General features: G+C 39.3%; 14 protein-coding genes and 2 pseudogenes. 3 read left to right on the plus strand and 13 right to left on the minus strand.

Going from position 1 to position 18,275, the window contains the following annotated elements; all coding sequences use genetic code 11:
- Positions 1-205: 205 nt before the first annotated feature.
- Together CWO27_RS11515 and gpmM are read right to left on the minus strand one after the other, a co-directional pair.
- Entirely contained in the window at positions 206-547 is a 342-nt protein-coding gene (locus tag CWO27_RS11515; protein ID WP_107898991.1) for a four helix bundle protein, read from the minus strand.
- Positions 548-1,395: 848 nt separating this feature from the next.
- On the minus strand, positions 1,396-2,928 hold the full coding sequence (gene gpmM / locus CWO27_RS11520) for a 2,3-bisphosphoglycerate-independent phosphoglycerate mutase (RefSeq protein WP_107898992.1): 1,533 nt from the start codon (positions 2,926-2,928) through the stop codon (positions 1,396-1,398).
- Between the two features lie 321 nt (positions 2,929-3,249).
- Here gpmM and CWO27_RS11525 point away from each other — a divergent pair.
- A pseudogene (locus CWO27_RS11525) lies at positions 3,250-4,123 on the plus strand (IS5 family transposase).
- Between the two features lie 74 nt (positions 4,124-4,197).
- On the opposite strand, the gene CWO27_RS11530 reads toward CWO27_RS11525, so the two are convergent.
- The 11 genes and pseudogenes from CWO27_RS11530 to CWO27_RS11580 form a co-directional block, all read right to left on the minus strand.
- Positions 4,198-5,601: an undecaprenyl-phosphate glucose phosphotransferase gene (locus tag CWO27_RS11530; protein ID WP_107898993.1), complete on the minus strand. Its 1,404-nt coding sequence runs from the start codon at positions 5,599-5,601 to the stop codon at positions 4,198-4,200.
- A gap of 7 nt (positions 5,602-5,608) precedes the next feature.
- Positions 5,609-6,352, minus strand: coding sequence for a WecB/TagA/CpsF family glycosyltransferase (locus CWO27_RS11535; protein WP_107898994.1), 744 nt, complete (start codon positions 6,350-6,352; stop codon positions 5,609-5,611).
- A 16-nt stretch (positions 6,353-6,368) separates the two neighbouring features.
- The gene (locus tag CWO27_RS11540) at positions 6,369-7,361 is read right to left on the minus strand and encodes a glycosyltransferase (RefSeq protein ID WP_107898995.1); all 993 of its coding nucleotides are present in this window, start codon (positions 7,359-7,361) and stop codon (positions 6,369-6,371) included.
- A gap of 3 nt (positions 7,362-7,364) precedes the next feature.
- Positions 7,365-8,516, minus strand: a complete 1,152-nt coding sequence (locus tag CWO27_RS11545; protein ID WP_107898996.1) for a hypothetical protein — start codon at positions 8,514-8,516, stop codon at positions 7,365-7,367.
- A 49-nt stretch (positions 8,517-8,565) separates the two neighbouring features.
- Positions 8,566-9,636 (minus strand): polysaccharide pyruvyl transferase family protein, encoded by a 1,071-nt coding sequence (locus tag CWO27_RS11550; protein WP_107898997.1) that lies wholly within the window; start codon positions 9,634-9,636, stop codon positions 8,566-8,568.
- Between the two features lie 9 nt (positions 9,637-9,645).
- On the minus strand, positions 9,646-10,764 hold the full coding sequence (locus CWO27_RS11555) for an FAD-binding protein (protein ID WP_107898998.1): 1,119 nt from the start codon (positions 10,762-10,764) through the stop codon (positions 9,646-9,648).
- The gene (locus CWO27_RS11560) at positions 10,745-12,028 is read right to left on the minus strand and encodes a flippase (RefSeq protein ID WP_107898999.1); all 1,284 of its coding nucleotides are present in this window, start codon (positions 12,026-12,028) and stop codon (positions 10,745-10,747) included. Before CWO27_RS11560 ends, CWO27_RS11555 begins: the two co-directional genes overlap by 20 nt.
- 32 nt (positions 12,029-12,060) lie before the next feature.
- The gene (wecC, locus tag CWO27_RS11565; protein WP_107899000.1) at positions 12,061-13,326 is read right to left on the minus strand and encodes a UDP-N-acetyl-D-mannosamine dehydrogenase; all 1,266 of its coding nucleotides are present in this window, start codon (positions 13,324-13,326) and stop codon (positions 12,061-12,063) included.
- A 17-nt stretch (positions 13,327-13,343) separates the two neighbouring features.
- Positions 13,344-14,468: a non-hydrolyzing UDP-N-acetylglucosamine 2-epimerase gene (wecB, locus tag CWO27_RS11570; RefSeq protein WP_107899001.1), complete on the minus strand. Its 1,125-nt coding sequence runs from the start codon at positions 14,466-14,468 to the stop codon at positions 13,344-13,346.
- A gap of 390 nt (positions 14,469-14,858) precedes the next feature.
- Positions 14,859-15,177, minus strand: a pseudogene (locus CWO27_RS11575) (hypothetical protein).
- A gap of 166 nt (positions 15,178-15,343) precedes the next feature.
- A complete protein-coding gene (locus tag CWO27_RS11580; RefSeq protein WP_107899002.1) occupies positions 15,344-16,510 on the minus strand; it encodes a helix-turn-helix domain-containing protein in 1,167 nt (388 codons plus the stop codon).
- A gap of 287 nt (positions 16,511-16,797) precedes the next feature.
- Between CWO27_RS11580 and CWO27_RS11585 the strand changes: the two genes are divergently transcribed.
- Together CWO27_RS11585 and CWO27_RS11590 are read left to right on the plus strand one after the other, a co-directional pair.
- The gene (locus tag CWO27_RS11585; RefSeq protein WP_107899003.1) at positions 16,798-17,301 is read left to right on the plus strand and encodes a hypothetical protein; all 504 of its coding nucleotides are present in this window, start codon (positions 16,798-16,800) and stop codon (positions 17,299-17,301) included.
- A complete protein-coding gene (locus tag CWO27_RS11590; protein WP_170960808.1) occupies positions 17,253-17,915 on the plus strand; it encodes an N-acetylmuramoyl-L-alanine amidase in 663 nt (220 codons plus the stop codon). The genes CWO27_RS11585 and CWO27_RS11590 overlap by 49 nt, the downstream gene beginning before the upstream one ends.
- The last annotated feature ends 360 nt before the right edge of the window (positions 17,916-18,275 follow it).

Below are 18,275 nucleotides of genomic sequence, written 5' to 3' on the forward strand. Positions count from 1 at the left end.
GAGATGCGAAAAGATGTAAGAGCAGATGCGAGATTCGGGTATCGAGATGCGAAAAGATGTAAGAGCAGGTGAGAGATTCGGGTATCGAGATGCGAAAAGATGTAAGAGCAGGTGAGAGATTCGGGTAGCGAGATGCGAAAGGCAAAGAGCTGAGATAAAAGCAGATGTAGGATTCGAGTGAACGAGATGAGAAAAGCAAAGGAAGTTATTGTTCTAGTGACTTGATTAAAGCTCCTAACATGCGTGAGATTTGAAATGCTTCCGATTGCCATTGCTCACCAACGCTCTTGGAAATGAACCCAACTTCAGAGCCTATGTCAGCTTGAGTTGCAAATTCACCTATAGACCCCTTAGCGATTGCAAAGAAGTGCTTACGCTCTTTCAGAGATTTCCGCTCACAGCCTTCTGCGATATTGCTAGGTACAGATAAAGCACTACGAGTAATCTGATCTTTAAAACCAAAATCTCTACACATAGACATTCCCCGATAAACATTTATCGATAACTGCGGGCTTCGTTGCCAAACATCAAGTTTTCTATAAAGCACAATTTCTACCTAAAGACCGAAAACCTAATCATCTCAAAAGAACATCGTAGAAAAGTATTAATAAAGAACCAAAGTTCGAGACTTCTATCCTTTCATCTTTTCTAATCTCATATCTGCTCTAACCTTCTAAATCTTTTCGCATCCCGATTACCCGTATCTCGTATCTGCCCTTAAAGCTCTTCGTATCCCGTTTACTCGCATCCCGAATCTGCTCTTAAAGCTCTTCGAATCCCGTTTACTCGTATCTCGCATCTGCCCTTAAAGCTCTTCGAATCCCGTTTACGCGCATCCCGTATCTGCCCTTAAAGCTCTTCGTATCCCGTTTACCCGCATCCCGAATCTGCTCTTAAGCTCTTCGAATCCCGTTTACTCGTATCTCGCATCCGCTCTTAAGCTCTTCGTATCCCGTTTACTCGCATCCCGCATCCGCTCTTAAGCTCTTCGCATCTCGTTTACCCGTATCACGCATCCAGCCCTTAAGCTCTTCGAATCCCGTTTACTCGCATCCCGTATCCGCTCTTAAGCTCTTCGTATCCCGTTTACTCGCATCCCGAATCTGCTCTTAAGCTCTTCGAATCCCGTTTACTCGCATCCCGTATCCGCTCTTAAGCTCTTCGTATCCCGTTTACCCGTATCTCGCATCTGCTCTTAAAGCTCTTCGCTACTCGTTTACCCGTATCCCGAATCTGCTCTTAAGCTCTTCGAATCCCGATTACCCGTATCACGCATCCGCTCTTAAGCTCTTCGAATCCCGTTTACTCGTATCTCGCATCTATTCCTCAAACTCCAGATACAAAAAAACGGCCACACTCACGCGCAGCCGTTCTAGTATTCGATGAAAGTTAAAACTATTTAACGATCACGTCACCTGACATCTCAGCCGGAATTGCGATATCAGACAGAGAAAGCATCGTTGGTGCTAGGTCAGACAGTTTACCGCCTTCTTTGAACTCAACGTCTTTGCTGCCCACGTAGATAAGTGGCACTGGTAGGTTAGTGTGCGCAGTGTGGATGCCGCCCGTTTCTGGGTTTACCATCATTTCCGCGTTACCGTGGTCAGCAGTGATAAGCAGTTGGCCGTCAGCTTCTTTGATTGCTTCAACCACTTTGCCAAGACATTCGTCTAGTGACTCTACGGCTTTAACCGCTGCATCGTAAACGCCAGTGTGGCCAACCATGTCACAGTTAGGGAAGTTACAAACGATAGCGTCGTATTTGCCGCCTTTGATTGCAGCAACTAACTTTTCAGTAAGCTCTGGTGCGCTCATTTCTGGTTGTAGGTCGTACGTTGCTACTTTTGGAGAAGCAACAAGCTGACGCTCTTCGCCTTCAAACTCGTCTTCTTTACCGCCGTTGAAGAAGAACGTCACGTGCGCGTATTTCTCTGTTTCAGAGATACGTAGCTGCGTTTTGCCTTCTTTCGATAGCCACTCACCGTAGGTGTTCTCTAGAGAAGCCGGTGGGAATGCACATAGAAGTGGGATGTCTGCAGCGTATTGAGTTAGCATCACGAAATCGATCGCTGGGAATACGTTACGAGCAAAGCCGTCGAAATCAGGAACGAATGCACGTGTGATTTCACGCGCACGGTCAGCACGGTAGTTCATGAAGATAACCGCATCGCCATCAACGATAGCGGCAGACTCTTCGCCTTCCGCTTTGATTTCAGTCGCTTTCACGAACTCATCGTTTTCATCACGAGCGTAAGCCGCTTCTAGGCCAGCTACTGCAGTGTCGAATGTGAACTCAGCTTTTGCTTGAGTCAGTAGGTCGTAAGACTCTTGAACGCGATCCCAGTTGTTATCACGGTCCATTGCGTAGTAACGACCAATAAGCGAAGCCACACGGCCTTTGCCCAGTTTAGCGAACAACTCTTGGAAGCGAGCTAATGTGTTTTCTGCACTACGTGGCGGTGTATCACGACCGTCTAGGAAAGCGTGTAGGTAGATTTTCTCTGCGCCACGCTCTGCTGCCATTTCAACAGCCGCGTAGATGTGATCTTCATGAGAGTGAACGCCACCTGGAGACATAAGGCCCATGATGTGAACCGCTTTATCAGCTTTCACCGCTTTATCGATAGCATTCACTAGCGTTTCAGTTTGGCCGAACTCGCCGTCTGAAATTGACTTAGTGATACGAGTCAGATCTTGATATACCACGCGACCCGCACCAATATTGGTGTGACCCACTTCAGAGTTACCCATTTGGCCATCTGGTAGGCCTACATCTAAGCCAGAAGCCGAGATTAGCGTGTTAGGTTGGTTAGCAATAAGACCGTCTAATACTGGTGTTTTAGCGTTCGCGATAGCGTTGTCTTGGTTGTCTTCACGGTAACCGTAACCGTCAAGGATCACTAGAGCCATTGGCTTCTTAGCTGACATAGGACTGACCTCGTTCAATTCAAAATAAATCGGTATAAAAACAAATTAGCGTAATTTTACTACAGTTTACAGTCAAAACTGTAGTGGAAGATCAAGAAAGGGCGCAGGTAGGATGATCGAATGTGAAAAAAAGCGTCATTTGATGAACAACTTTTCGCAGACATTATCTGTCTACTGTTTCCTTGAAAATAAAGTTCTACCCATCAGCGTGGCACACAACGCACGTTAAGCCGTGCGATGTTTTTTGTACACCAAAGATACCATCAACCATACGCCCCCCCCTCCAGTCCTGTAAGGTTAGCAAGCCAACGTAAAAAGAAGATAACCAACTAGGCTGAGTACAACAAAGCTCTTTGCAATCGTGGTTCAGTTGCGTTCTGGATAGACGATTAAACCGTAGATGCATGGCGATACAAAACCTATCATGGCTGCGTGGTAGAGGCTTCCGAGACTCTGATACAACGATTGAAACTGCGTTGATAATTAAGGGAGTTTCTCCCTGCCATTACGTGATCCTCAAGGCTTTACAGACTCCATTTTTGAGCTATTGGATCTATATCTGACGTCTCCTAACTACACCTGCATTAGTAAACGACCGAAGACGATTTAGGTCAAATGTCGCAATAAATCTAGAGGGATTATTCGCCATATAGCCATTGATTCGACTAGCCTTAAAGTCTTTGGTGGGAGTGAGTGAAAAAGTATGGTATAGAAAAACGTAGAACATGGCGCAAAGTGCACTTAGCTGAACATGTGGAGACTCACGAAGCTATTAGCGCGGAAGTCACCTTGTAAGTGTTGGCGATAGTAAAGTGCTACCGACGTTACTCAACCAACAACGCAGAAAGGTCACCGCTGAGTAGCCAATGGGGCATATCACATAAAAAAAGCCAAGAGGCTCTGAGACAAAAAGGCTGTACGACGTTGATAGCACCTCGAAAAAATACAGCACTTTGGGAAGACTGCCATCCCAAAAACGAAGCAGTAATAACTATAAAAAAGGGATAACTGCGGAGTGGAAAGCCAAGTCTGGCTACCACTATCGCTCAATATCTGAGACGGCAATGTCCGATATAAAGGACTAACAAACGGCAAATTGAGTTTGAGCTCCTCAAGCGCTCAAGTGGGCGAAATCATGGAGAATGTCAAAGCAATAAACAAAGTCATAGGACTAGGCATGCTTGTTAGAAGCTAACGGCTAGTCGTATATGGTGTCGTTCATCTTCAAGTTGATTTGATCACAACGCCTAACAAAGCTACCTATAAACTCTAATACGCATTTTTATCTAAAAAGCCTTTAAATATTGTCAAAAATACAATTTTAGCATCCAACAGAATAGACCAGTTTTGTATATAATCGAGATCAAACTCAACTCGCTTTTCCATTTTGTCTAAGGTATCAGTTTCTCCCCGCCAACCGTTAATTTGTGCCCACCCTGTTATACCCGGTTTAACCAAGTGTCTTAACATATAACCATTAATTAGTTTTCGATATTCTTCATTGTGTGCAACCGCATGGGGACGAGGACCAACAATGGACATGCTTCCTTGGATAACATTTATAAACTGTGGTAATTCATCTAAAGAGGTACGACGCAAAAAACCACCGATCGACGTAAGTCTACTATCACCTTTCTTTGCCTGAGTAACTATATTGGAATTTTCCATAACATCCATGGTACGAAACTTCCAAACATTTATGGCAATACCATCAATACCGTAACGATGCTGCTTAAATAGAGCAGGACCTCGGGATGTCAATTTGACAGCAAAACCAATTACGATCATAGGTAACAAAATAATAGTTAAAATAATACTTCCTACTAATAAATCAAAAAACCTCTTAAGAATACGATTAGAGCTATCCATTGGTGAAGAATAGATGCTAATTATAGGTAGACCAGCTAAATTATCACTTCTAGAATTTAATAACTCAAAAGTAAATATATCCGGTAAATAAAATACCGAACAAGTAGTATCTGATAACTCATTAACTATATCAGAGATATGGGATTGCTTAGAAACGGGAAGGGCTATATATACTTTTTCAAATTTACCAGATTGAGCATCTAATATTAAATCAGATAAGTCGCCTTTCATCATGTCTAAAGAAACACCTTCACTCTGGCAAAATCCTGGCAGGTCGTAAAACCCAAAAACTTGAAGTCCCATCCAAGGAGACGAGGAAATTCTTGTTGATAGTTCTTGCCCTAGCCTTCCATAGCCTACAATTGCTACTTTTTGTGTGCTAAATCCACGACTACGAATATAATGAAGTAGCGATTTAAGAATTCTGCGATAAGAAATCAAAAGAAACCATGTAGAAAGAAACCAATAGAACTGATGTGCAGACGAAGTGAAAATATCAAGGTTAACAAATGATTCAAAGCTGATAACAGTCAAGAATGAAAAAAACCAAATAATACTCAACTTTCGAAATTCTATTCTAAAAGGTGTTGTTCGCCAAGATACATAAAAATTTTGAAACTCACAGATTGCATAGAATACCAACATTGAACTGAATGCTGCCAAATAGCTTTCTGCTTTTCCTAATTCCGTAAAATAACTAGAGACTAAGATTGAACTGAAAAAAATTATAATTAAGTCGGAAAACCTTGTAAACATAACTACTGAGGACTGACGAGTCTGCAAGACTCCTTTCTGATATTTCATTAATGGGCTACCTAATTTTATTAAACCTTGCTTTAAAGCATAGTAATATAAACATACTATTAGTTACGAAATACCGTTTTGCCATCCGCTTAGGTTCTTGTAACACTCTATACAACCACTCTAATCCAGATTTTTGCATCCAAACAGGTGCTCGATTAACTTTACCAGCTATAACATCAAACGTGCCCCCAACTCCCATAACGAAATCAACATTCAGCTGACCTTTCCACTTATTTATAAAGTTCTCTTTTTTAGGCGACGTTATTGCAACAAATAGCAGCCTTGCCCCCGAGTTTCGTATATCTTCCACAACAGGTTTTTCGTCTTCCCCAAAATACCCATGATTGAATCCAGCAACGATCAAGTCAGGGTGACGAGATTGCTCGATTTCAACAACACTTCGAACAATATTATCAGAAGCACCTAGGAAATAAACAGGCCAGCTATTATCTGCGGCTAAAGATATAAGCTCAGAGTATAAATCTATACCCGCAACTCTTTCAGGAATGTTGCACCCTAGCAATCTCCCTCCCCAAACAACGCCCATACCATCAATATTAACAACGTCACAAGATGTAACAGATTCTTTAAGTCTTTGATCACTCTGCATATTTACTATCTTCGCAACATTAACCACACAATGCTGTGTAAAAATGGAGTTATTAATTCGATGAGTTATTACATCTAGCGTTTCCTTCATCGTGGAGTTATTTACTTCACATTCAAAAACAGTACAATTTGATAATTTCATTTGACCACTTACATTATTATTTTAAAATAAAAGACACTTTATTTTTAAAGCGAGCTAAACCAAATTCTTTACTAATAACATCTCTACGCTTCAATCCATTGCGTTTATCATGAAGTTTACTAATTAATGTTTTCGATAGAATAAGAGCATGATTAAATGAAGAGAAATCAGAATTATCATACGGTATACATAATGAATCCTGCCTACAAACTTCATTTAGTGCTGCAATATTGTTAAAAATTACAATTTTATTTTTATACCTAGATTCTATCGCTACTAAACCAAACCCTTCTTCTAATGAAGGGATAATAACAATTGGTACAAGTTTGATGGCAGAAAACGGATCTTCTTTATACCCGAAGAAAACAAGCTCAACATAATTTAGTTCAACTTTCATTTGTTCTAATTCACTTTCTAGACTTCCCTTACCTACAACATATAACGTTGAAGTTAGACTATTAATTCTTCCATGAAGTTCTAACAACTTAACTAAATCTAATATCCCCTTCCATGGTTCTAAGCTTCCTATATATGCATACTCTCTTTTACCAAAATCATACTTAATAGAATCAATATCTCTACTCAAAGATAGTATGGGGTTAGATACAACGTCTATAATATCACTTCGAACATTACATCCTATCAAATAATCTTTAGTGCTATTTGATACACATATATAACGTTTAAAACTTAGAAAACCAAATAAAAACTTAAAGCTCCTATATTGGGCATGACAATAAAATATACAATTTATATTTTTAATTTTAAAGTATGGTAATAATATAAAAAAACATCGGCTATGCATAATTATTTTTGGGTCTTTACATCTAGATATTATCCAAATCAAGTCAATTATCCAGCTAAATTTAAATTTAAATTTAGTGAACCATATATCTGATGGGCTGTTTTTATCAAGAACAATAGAATTGGGGATATTACCAAGTTCATTGACTATTTTTTGGGCTCCACCTCGAGTAATATTTGAATCGTTAATTAAATGAATATTCATGTATTAACCCTTAACAATTCTAGTACGGATAATGAAGTAATAAGGCATATAAATCCAAAATTTTAAAGTAGGATAGAAAAGTAAGCATACAAAGAATAATATAACACCTCCCTTTAGGTGAATATCATCATTGCTAGCCCTACAATAAACAATAATTAGGTCTATAATTAGCAGAACAACACCAAATATACCAAATTCAAAAAGCATAACAGGAGCTTCACTTCCGTCCCTTGCTGAAGGCTTCTCTTCAAATACAAGTACAGACAAACGATTCTCTATCGCTTTAGTCCCCCAACTTCCGAGTCCGTAACCGAAAACAAGATTTATAGGTTCACTAGCTCTCAAGTGTTCGACTACTCTTTCAAAAGGTATCAGCCTAGAAGTATGGTTTAACATTTCACTTGGCTGCTTTTGGTTAATAATCATTCTGAAATAAAAAACTAATGACAGTAAAAAAGTCAAAAAAACAACACCGAAAATTGCTTTGATAGGGTTTCTTATAATTACGGGCACTGTATATATAATCATAAAAATACCCATAGTTGTTAATGACCCATTCAAAATTAAAACTAGCGCAGAAAACAAGGCCAAATATTTATTATTCTTTGTGAAAGTAACTATATCTCTACCAATGAGAAGTAACGAGTTAAAAATAAAAGAGATAGCAAACCAATTAGGCTCAACAAAAAAACCACGCAATCGATGAGATACGGAAGAACCTTTACTATAATGCTCGGCATCTATAAAACTAATTTGATAGCCTGTTATCTTATATAATGAATACTGAAACAGGCCGGTAACTATCATAAAAATCTGAAAATAATAAAATGCTTGATGTGTGAATTTCCTCTCCATTGAATAACAGGTAAAATAAATAAACAATGACAATAATACATATATCAGAATTGATTTATAACCGCTCTCAAAAAAAATAAAGCCAGATATTATAATATATATTGTAACTATGAAATAAAATTTATCGCGTCCTACAAAACAACAAGCCTTTTGAGGTGAAGAAAGTAAAACAACCCCACCCAAAACAATCAGCAAAAAAACCCCTAAGTGAATTTGAAAGCCAAAGTCAATTTTCAAAGCTGAATCGAATGCAAAAAGCCAATATATTATAGAAAATAATATTGTTTTTTTTACAACCAAAATATTAACCTTTTATAGTACCCGGAACCGATACGGAGGAAGAAAAAAGCTAACCATTTAATGCTGAACGTAAAAATTCTTTCGACTTTTCAACAAGTAAATCTAGCTTTGGTGTAACGATGTTGTAATCAATCTCAGTTTCACAAAGACCTTTCATCTCGGTAATATCATTCATCTTCCTTTCAACAATATCTAAACTCTTTAATAAGGTTAGTTGACGACTATTTAAATTTTCATTTAGATTAGGGACAAATATAAACTGCTTTTTAAAATTAACTGAAAATGCTGTTCCATGAAACGAGTTTGTTACAACAAATTTGGCTTTAGACAAAAACGCAACCCAATCTTGTGGACCTAGATTTAAGATATTCTCATCAGCAGAACTAATTGATTTAGCCCCTAAGTGAATTACTTTCATTTTTGTATGTTGTTTAAGTTCCTTAATACTTTGATCAAAATATTCTAATGTATCATTTGATCCAACGACATAAGTTACAATAAATTCGCCTTCAGGTACTAAATCAAAACGAGATACGCTACTATAATCGTTGACAATCAAGGATGGGTCTAAAACCACTTCAACATATTTATTATTAGTCATTTCTATTAGGTCTTTTTGAAGCGTATCTTCTCTTACTCCCAAAGCGTCAAATTTTTCAAATGAATTATTACCCAAACTTAGATCATTACTAATTCGACTGGAACCCGCACTTGCTGCAAAAGAAATTCGCTTAGAATTAACATCAGAAAATTCTAACAAAAATGATTTATCTACCTTTCCTTTTGTTAAATTTTTATTCCAAATTTGATCACTACCACATATAAATGCATCAACTCCATCAACATTCTTCAATTGATTATAAGAGAAATACTTTTCTTTTGTTATAGGTAAATGTTGTTTTCTAAAATCATAAAAATGTTTAATCTTCTTCAACTTATCTGCTGTTTTTTTAATTCCTTTACATGGTCTATAGGTTTGAAATAAAAAGTATGATGGTAAGTAGTTTAAAACTTTAGCATCGTGACCTTCATCGTTGAGAAATTTAACTAAAGCATAAGCTTGTAAAACAGCACCGTAATTAAGTACATGGTGGAATGTCATCGTTCTGATTTTTTTCATTATATTAACCTAAATGATTACAACTTCTGGTTCAATTTTAATATTATATTTTTCTTCGACTCGATTGATAAGGTCTTGAGAATAAGAAAAAATTTCAGATCCATCCACAAGCTTATTGTTAATCAAGATAATAGGGCGACGGCGGTCAACACAAACAGCCGAAATATAATCATCTTCATTTATACAGTCCCTAATCAAGTCTCCTGCAGAAACCTTTACAAAACCTTCATTATAATAAAAGGTGGTAATTTTCGAGTTTTTCTTTTTCAATATGTCAAATTGTTGATTGGTTATAATTGGACTTTTAAAGAAACAACCTACATTTGGCTTTATTACTGGATCAGGCATTGCTCGTGTACGAATAAATACTACAATTTTTCTTTTAAATTTGGCAGGAAGGATAAATGAAGAAAGTAAATTTCTTAGGTAATCAAAATGCAGTTTTAGTTTCCATTTAGTATTGCTCCCAATACTTACACTTTTTAAACAAACCTTACTAAACAAAAATAGCTCTTTAAAGTAGGTTAATGGTGATACCTTTTTATTGTTATCCTCTTCATACTTCAAAAAATTAGATTTGTATAATTTATAAGTTACAGATATGACCACGTGGCTTGTCTTTACTTTAAATATGCTATCTCTGTAAGAGAACTCACACTGTCTATTATTCAAAGTAACAAACATTTTATTATCTAAATCATAACACTCTACTTCATAAATTAAATTTGAAACTTCTACACCATAAGCTCCAATATTTTGTACAGGTGAAGCCCCTACACTCCCTGGGATAAGAGATAAATTTTCAAGTCCAACAAAACCTTGCTCTAGTGACTTTTCGACTAATTTATCCCAACTCAAACCAGCATAAGCCTTAAGGTGTACTGTTCCATCATTCAAATCTGTAATTTCAATACTACTTTTCTTAGGGTGTAAAATGATCCCTTGAAAATCAGATTTAAAAAGAATATTGCTCCCACTACCTAATATTAGATATTCTCTCGAATCCAACCCACCTTTACTATGAAATTCGATCAATTCATCAACTTCTCGATACTCAAAAAAATCTTGACATATAGTGGAAGTTTTAAACGTGTTATGATTAATTAGGTTAAAATGTTTTTTTATCATTAGAGCCTTTCTTATTAAATGTTAAAACATTAACTTGCATTCTAAAAATGTTATTAAATTCAAAAATAAACTTATGACTAATAAAATTTGCCACAGAAAAACCAATCACAGTTGCTATTGCTGCTCCATTAATTCCATACTTGGGAATAAGTAAAAAGTTAAAGATAATATTTATAACACATGCAAAAATACTCTTAATAAAAGCTTTACTCTGTAAGTTACTATTTATTATTATTTGACCTGCACTGCAACCAAGAGAAATAAGGACAGGGCTTAATGATAGTATCAAAGCCGGTTGTACACTCCTATAAAACTCATCCCCATATAATAATGGTATGAAGTAATAAGAGCTTCCCCCCATAAGGCAAGACATCAGAAAACCTGAAAAAACAATAATCCTAATATACTTTTCTTGAATAACTTCATTATGTTTGATCGCATTTTTTCTGAACAACCTCGGAGAGAGTGATTCTGATAAAACCATTGGTAGCAATGAAAAAACCATCATGTAATTTGTAGCAGCACTATAAAGCCCTGCCATTTCATTACCTTTTATCATTTTTATCATTACTATATCTATTCTCTGAAAAATTATCATAGCTGCTGCAGATAAAACTAGTGGTGCTGATTTATAAATCAACAGTTTCATTTTCGCCAAATCTACAGATAGTTTAATGTTCAGTTTTTTAAAGAAAACTATCAAGAAAAAAGATATAACTAGACAATCAACAACTCTAATAGCTAATATATAGTTTAGATTATCAGAATAAAAAACAATTAGCGCCGACACTGATATCATAATAATCGTAGAAAAAAACTCAGCAATCATTATTAATTTATTTTTCTCAAGGGATATAAATAGTGCCCTGAACACTCTAGGTATTTTTGCAATATAGATTGTAGAAGCAATAAACAGTCCAATAACAATATCACTATCATGCTCAAACAAAAAAACATATAACGCGATACAAGATAAGCCAACCAGTGAAAAAATAACATTACTTAACAGTGAAGAACCAAGTAAACAACCTATATCGTTGTCATTAGATACAACTAGTTCTTTTACTAATACATTTAGAATCCTAAATTCTGCTATAACAGCAACTAAGCTAACAAGACCGATTATGTATGCATAAATCCCTAATGTTTCAACTCCTAAAAATCTTGCGACAAGGATGTTGACTAATATCACCTTCCCACCTTCAGCTCCTTTACTTAAGATGGCAAAAATTTGATTAGACGATATCATGTCCGATATTTTCATTGATTCATATCCAACTCTATTTGATAATATATTTACCAAATACCTTTAGTATCAATTACAACACCATTGGTAATCAATGTTTCTTTGAAAACCTTATGATCAACAAGAAGAACCTGAACATCAGCCTCTTCTGACGCTAATTCAAACTCTACAAGTTCAATATTTCCAAGCTTTTCAGTAGCAGAGTCAATATTAGGTTCAACTGCAATCACACGTCCCGCATGCATTTCTGCAATTTTTTTTGCAATCGCCATTGCAGGGCTTTCACGTAAGTCATCAATATCAGGCTTGAATGCCAAACCATAACAAGCTACCGTCACTTCACGTGCTGTTTTGTCAGGATTGGTTTGTAAGAACTCTGCAATAGCCAGTTTAACTTTGTTAATAACCCACTCTGGTTTTGCATCATTTACTTTGCGTGCCGTATGGATAATTTGCGCTTCTTCTGGTGTTTTCGAAACAATGAACCAAGGGTCAACGGCAATACAATGCCCACCTACACCAGGGCCAGGCTGCAAGATATTAATACGAGGATGACGATTTGCTAAAGAGATTAGCTCCCAAACATTAATGTCCAGTTTGTCACAAATAATTGAAAGCTCGTTCGCGAATGCTATTTGCACATCACGACATGAGTTTTCAGTTAACTTTGCCATCTCGGCTGTACGAGCATTTGTGATAACACAATCACCTAGAACAAAGGCTTTGTATAGCTCAACAGAACGTTCTGAACAACGAGTTGACATACCACCAATAACACGGTCGTTTTCTACTAATTCGTGCACAACATGCCCAGGCAACACTCGTTCAGGGCAGTGAGCGACATTTACGTCCGCACTTTGCCCTGCGTTTTGAGGGAATGTTAATTCAGGTCTCGCTTCCGCTAGCCATTCCGCCATTTGCTCAGTAGCTCCAACTGGAGAAGTCGATTCAAGAATTACCAAATCTCCTTTCTTTAGAACAGGAGCAATAGCTTTACTCGCAGCTTCAATAAACCTTAAATCGGGCTCTGGAATTTCACCTTCAGCGCACTCTTTGAAGGGGGTAGGTACTGCAATCAAAAACGCATCAGCAGGTTCCGGAGTAGTTACGGCTTTTAGATAACCTTCCGTTACTGCTGCATGCACAATCATATCCAGATCCGGTTCTACGATATGAATCTCACCACGGTTAATGGTATCTACAGCACGTTGATTTACATCGACACCAATTACTTTTTTCTTGCGTGATGCAAACATCGCTGCTGTCGGTAGCCCGATGTAACCTAAGCCTACAACTGAAATTGTTTCAAAAGACATTCTGATTTCCTAAAGTTTTATTTTGCTAATTCGTTCAAAATTCGTTTGCAAGCTTGGCCATCGCCGTAAGGGTTATGTGCAAAACTCATCGCTTGATATACCGCTTCATCGGCCAGTAAAGTATGCAAGTTCGCAGTAATCGTATTTACATCAGTTCCAACTAGTTTAACCGTACCTGCTTCAATCGCTTCTGGACGCTCGGTCGTATCTCGCATCACCAGTACAGGATTACCTAAAGAAGGCGCTTCTTCTTGAATACCACCTGAGTCTGTCAAAATGATGTGTGCACGGCTCATTAAGTAGATAAATGGTAGGTATTGCTGAGGCTCAATAAGATGAATGTTATCAATGTTAGCTAGAATACGGTTGACGGGTTCACGTACATTTGGGTTAAGATGCATCGGATACAGGATTTGTGTATCTGGATGATCTTTAGCAGTAATAGCAAGCGATTCACAAATGCGCTCAAAACCACCACCAAAGCTTTCACGACGATGGCCAGTCACTAGAATCAGCTTTTTATTTTCGTCTAAAAACGGAAACTGTGCAGCAAGCGTTGCGTTCAAATCTTTATCAGAATCAATTTTATCTTTTACCATCAACAGCGCATCAATTACGGTATTACCCGTTACTGAAATATCTTCTGGATTGAAGTTTTCTTTTAGAAGGTTTTCTTTTGAGGTTTGTGTTGGTGCAAAGTGATATTTGGTTAGCGCCCCCGTTAATCGGCGATTACCTTCTTCCGGCCATGGTGAATAAATGTCACCTGTGCGAAGGCCAGCTTCCACGTGACCGACTGCGATTTGCTCATAGTAAGCGGCTAAGCTTGCAGCAAATGTTGTCGCTGTGTCACCATGCACTAATACCACATCAGGTTTGAACTCTTCTAAAACAGGTTTAAGTTCTAACAAAATGCGCGCGGTCACCTCGTTAAGCGTTTGGCCTGCTTTCATTAAATTCAAATCGTAGTCTGGTTTGATTTCAAATAGCTCTAATACTTGATCAAGCATTTCACGGTGCTGTGCGGTTACACAACATTTTGCTTCAAAGCGCTCATCGGCAGCTAAAGCATGAACCAAAGGTGCCATTTTGATGGCTTCTGGACGTGTGCCAAAAACCGTAAGAATTTTTTTCTTAGTCATTTTATTGAATTTCCAACCAACTGATGAAATTAAAAGAAGTAATTTGTTTAAACTTATTGCCTCAACCTCTTTGAAGCCACTGAGACATTTTTTTATTCACTTTGAGACACCCCGTTGCGGGCTATCCTTTATAAAACCTTGAGCTTGCTTACTTTCTTAAAACCGTCCCAATAGGCTGCAAAAACATTCTTTTTGCGGCTCGAAGCCCTTTTGATTTGCTGGCCACCCGCATTTGGGTACGCTACCGCCCTTAGGTTTGGCTCCTACAAGCAATGAATCACAATTTTTCACCGTACTTCATGTTAATGCGGTTTTCATACGGTTTCTAATTTGATGCGTATTCTAGCAAAGTAAGTGCATATTGACTAGTTTGAAATTTGAACCAAGATGTCACCACGCATTCACCCAACGAAAGCATTGTACGTTTTGTAGATACTGAGTCCCTATGTGGTAGCGGTTTTCTTGTGCTGCATCGCAGTAGCGCTTTTCTATATCAATGAAAATATTGCCGTTTCGGTACAGCGAGACGAAGCTTGGATTGTTGTTTACCGCCAATAACGCTTTAATTTCGGTGCGTGTTAGCCCTTGTGGGTAATGGCTAACAAGCAAACCTAAGAACTCGCCAATGCGCCCTTCAACCCGCGCTACCTCTTTTTCTAAAATGGTTACTTTTTCTTCCGTTGTCAGTTTTTAGGCTGGTATCGTCCATTTGCCCTCTCCCTAATTCTACTTTTGTTTCTTGACGTTTTTTGTCTGTATTCGCGCTTGGTCTGCCCTAGCCTTTGGTTTTCCTAAGCTTTTGGTTTACTAAGCTATTGGTTTTCAATAGCTTTGGGCTGTGCGAACAAGCGCTTCGTTTGTGAATAATCGAATGGTCACTGCTTAGAATCCGTGCCGGGCGATTTGGATTGAACGAGGGCCTTGATACGTGCTTCGAACGGATTGGTGGTGCTTTTGGCTTGGTAGTCCGCTAGGGCCTGAGAGACGGGCGTGGGGTTTTGAGATTTGCTTTCGGCTTGATTGCTTTTGATTGGCTGCGCTTGGTTTGAAGCAGCTGTAGGCGCACCTGCTCTTCTTGATCCTACGGCTTTTATCGATTGAGCTTTCTTTGATGGTTTAACCGTTTTTGTTTGCTTAGCCGCTTTAGCTTGTTTATCCGCTCTTGTTTGCTTAAAGACTGGCGATGAGTCTCGCTTCGCTTTGGCTTGGGCGCTTCTTCTTAGCCAGCCATTCACAAAGTGGCCAATGTGCTCAAAGGGTTTGCGCTTATCGGGGTTGATGTACAACCACGCTTGCATGGCATGCAGTTCTTGCAGCACATCTAACTTGGGGTAGGTGCGCTCTAGTATGGTGGTGAACTCATGATAAATCGGCGCGCTGCCCTCTTTGGTGAGCAGGTGAATCACAGCTTCATTCTTTTGGCTTATTGGTTTGGTGGTGGCTTGAGGTATCGATATCTCATGTTGTTCAGAACCGCTTGGGGGATCAAGAACATCGTTGCCATCCAAGATGCCGTTTTTCAAACTCAACTCTGTTTTATGTTCTTTATGAAAGATTATGTGTGCAGGATGATCACTCCCCGTGTTGGATCTTGAGTCACCCAGGTGGGTGTCTGAATGATCTGTTTTCTGCGCCTGTTCTGTTTTCTTTGCTCGCTCTGTCTTCTGTGCATTTTCTGGCGAGGCCTGCGGTATGTCTGTTCGTTCTACCTTGGCGTTATCTAGGTCGATTTGATCATTTAGGTCTAGATCGGTCTGCTGAATGTGGCTGTCGCTGGGTAGGCGCAGCTGATATATGTTGCTGCGCTGGCGTCCTGAATCATCAAACCGCTTTATCCGTTTCACAAAGCCTTGTTTTTCGAGCTCGTTGACGTGTCGTTTCACGGTTCTTACCGACACTTCGCAATATTGCGCTAAGTAATTTAGGGAAGGAAAACACACGCCGCGCGCGTCTGCGTTATCGGCTAATTTTAATAACACCAACTTGCTGATGGGCGAGCCGGTTTTTAATGGGATAAAAGAAAGAATAAGAGAAACACACATGGTTAACGCTCCTTGTTAAATGATCATTCGTACAGAAATCCATTGATATAAAGGGCATTAACAACACTTTTTGGGGCATTAGGGGCAAAGGTAAGGCGAGATAAAAAGTAACAAAAAGTGTTTCTCCTGCTTGCTCTCATCGATATGCAACAACACCATCATCTAGACTGATAACCTTCGAAGCACCTCTCACTTTTTTGTCTTCCTCCGTTTTTACATAATTGCCACCAACCCCAATCAAGAATGTTGCAGTACATTGCCCTCCCCATGCAGCAATAAGGTGCTTAATGAAGGCGATAGTTTCTCTTTTTATTTCAGCGTATCAACCCGGTATGGCGAGCATCGAGTGCCGAGCTTATTCCCTCACTCAGTCGCGCCAGTCGTTATTTTTTAGCCATAGCAGCGGGTGCAGTGAAGCTGGGGTTTATAAAGACAAGGTTTATGACGATTGGCCTAGTGAAGAACTAAACCGCTCCGAAGATGACTGTTTTGAAGGCTCTGACTTTGAAGATCAATGTTTTGGAGATCCCAGCTATGAGGACATTTGTTGGATGATCAGCCGAGCACGACGCAGGCAGCCACTGGGTTATTGCGTAATGTATTTACGTTATGTCAACCACCACTCTGGTTATGCAAAAACCGTAGCCGCCAGTTTGCGCCAACACATCGCATTACACCCCAATTTAAAAGAATCGTTATCAACGTCTTTAATCACTTGGTTACAACAACACGAGGATTTATTTTGTCAAACACTCCACCAGCAACTGATCGAGTTCCACACCAGTCGTTAGAATCGCCTGCTGTTTTGCAAGAGCGGACTTGTTTACAAAATCCTACTCGTTCACGTGAGCGGGATTGCTCACAAGAACTGACTGACTCGAAAGCCCTCGCGAATTCTAAAAAAGAAGCTGGCACTATAGAGCTCATCCCTTCGTTAGAGCCTTGCTTACCTTCAGCATCCTACTCTTTCAGTCTGGTTTCGGTTTTACTCCGCTTACCTCATTGCCCGCCATACTCTTTTATTACTGTGCATTGCAGCGCAACGTCACCAAAGCAAGATGTAGACGTAGCCGAGATTCGTCGATGGCATAAAAAGAGAGGCTGGCGCGATGTCGGGTATCACTTTGTTATTCGTCGCAATGGGGATGTCGAACTCGGCAGGCCGCTGTCGCAAACCGGCGCGCATGTGAAAGGACACAACAAGGGCAATATTGGGATTTGTATGGTCGGTGGCTGTAATGCCGACCTGCAACCAGAAGATAACTTTACGCTTGCGCAGCGTAAGGCACTGTTTGGTTTGACTGCTGCACTACAAGAGCAGTTCTTGATTTCAGATGAGAATGTTAAGGGGCATAAAGATTGGGGCGTGAATAAGGCGTGTCCGGTTATGGCTTTAAGAGCATAAGAGCAGATACGGGATGCGAGTAAACGAGTAGCGAAAGGCTTAAGAGCAGATGAGAGTGGCGGGTAGCGAGATTCGAAGAGACTAAGAGCAGATGCGGGATGCGAGTAAACGAGATGCGAAGAGCTTGAAGAGCAGTTGCGGGATTCGGGTAAACGAGATGCGAAGAGCTTGAAGAGCAGTAACGGGATTCGGGTATCGAGATGCGAAGAGCTAAGAGAGCGGATGCGAGTGACGGGTAGCGAGATTCGAAGAGCTTGAAGAGCAGATGCGGGATTCGGGTAAGCGAGATGCGAAAAGCAGGAAGAGCGGGAAAGCAGAGATGAAGAGCGAGAGGGTTAGACTGTCAAAGGCTATACATGC

This window comes from Vibrio sp. 10N.286.51.C3 (assembly GCF_003050065.1).
In the GTDB taxonomy this organism is placed as follows: Bacteria; Pseudomonadota; Gammaproteobacteria; order Enterobacterales; family Vibrionaceae; genus Vibrio; species Vibrio crassostreae.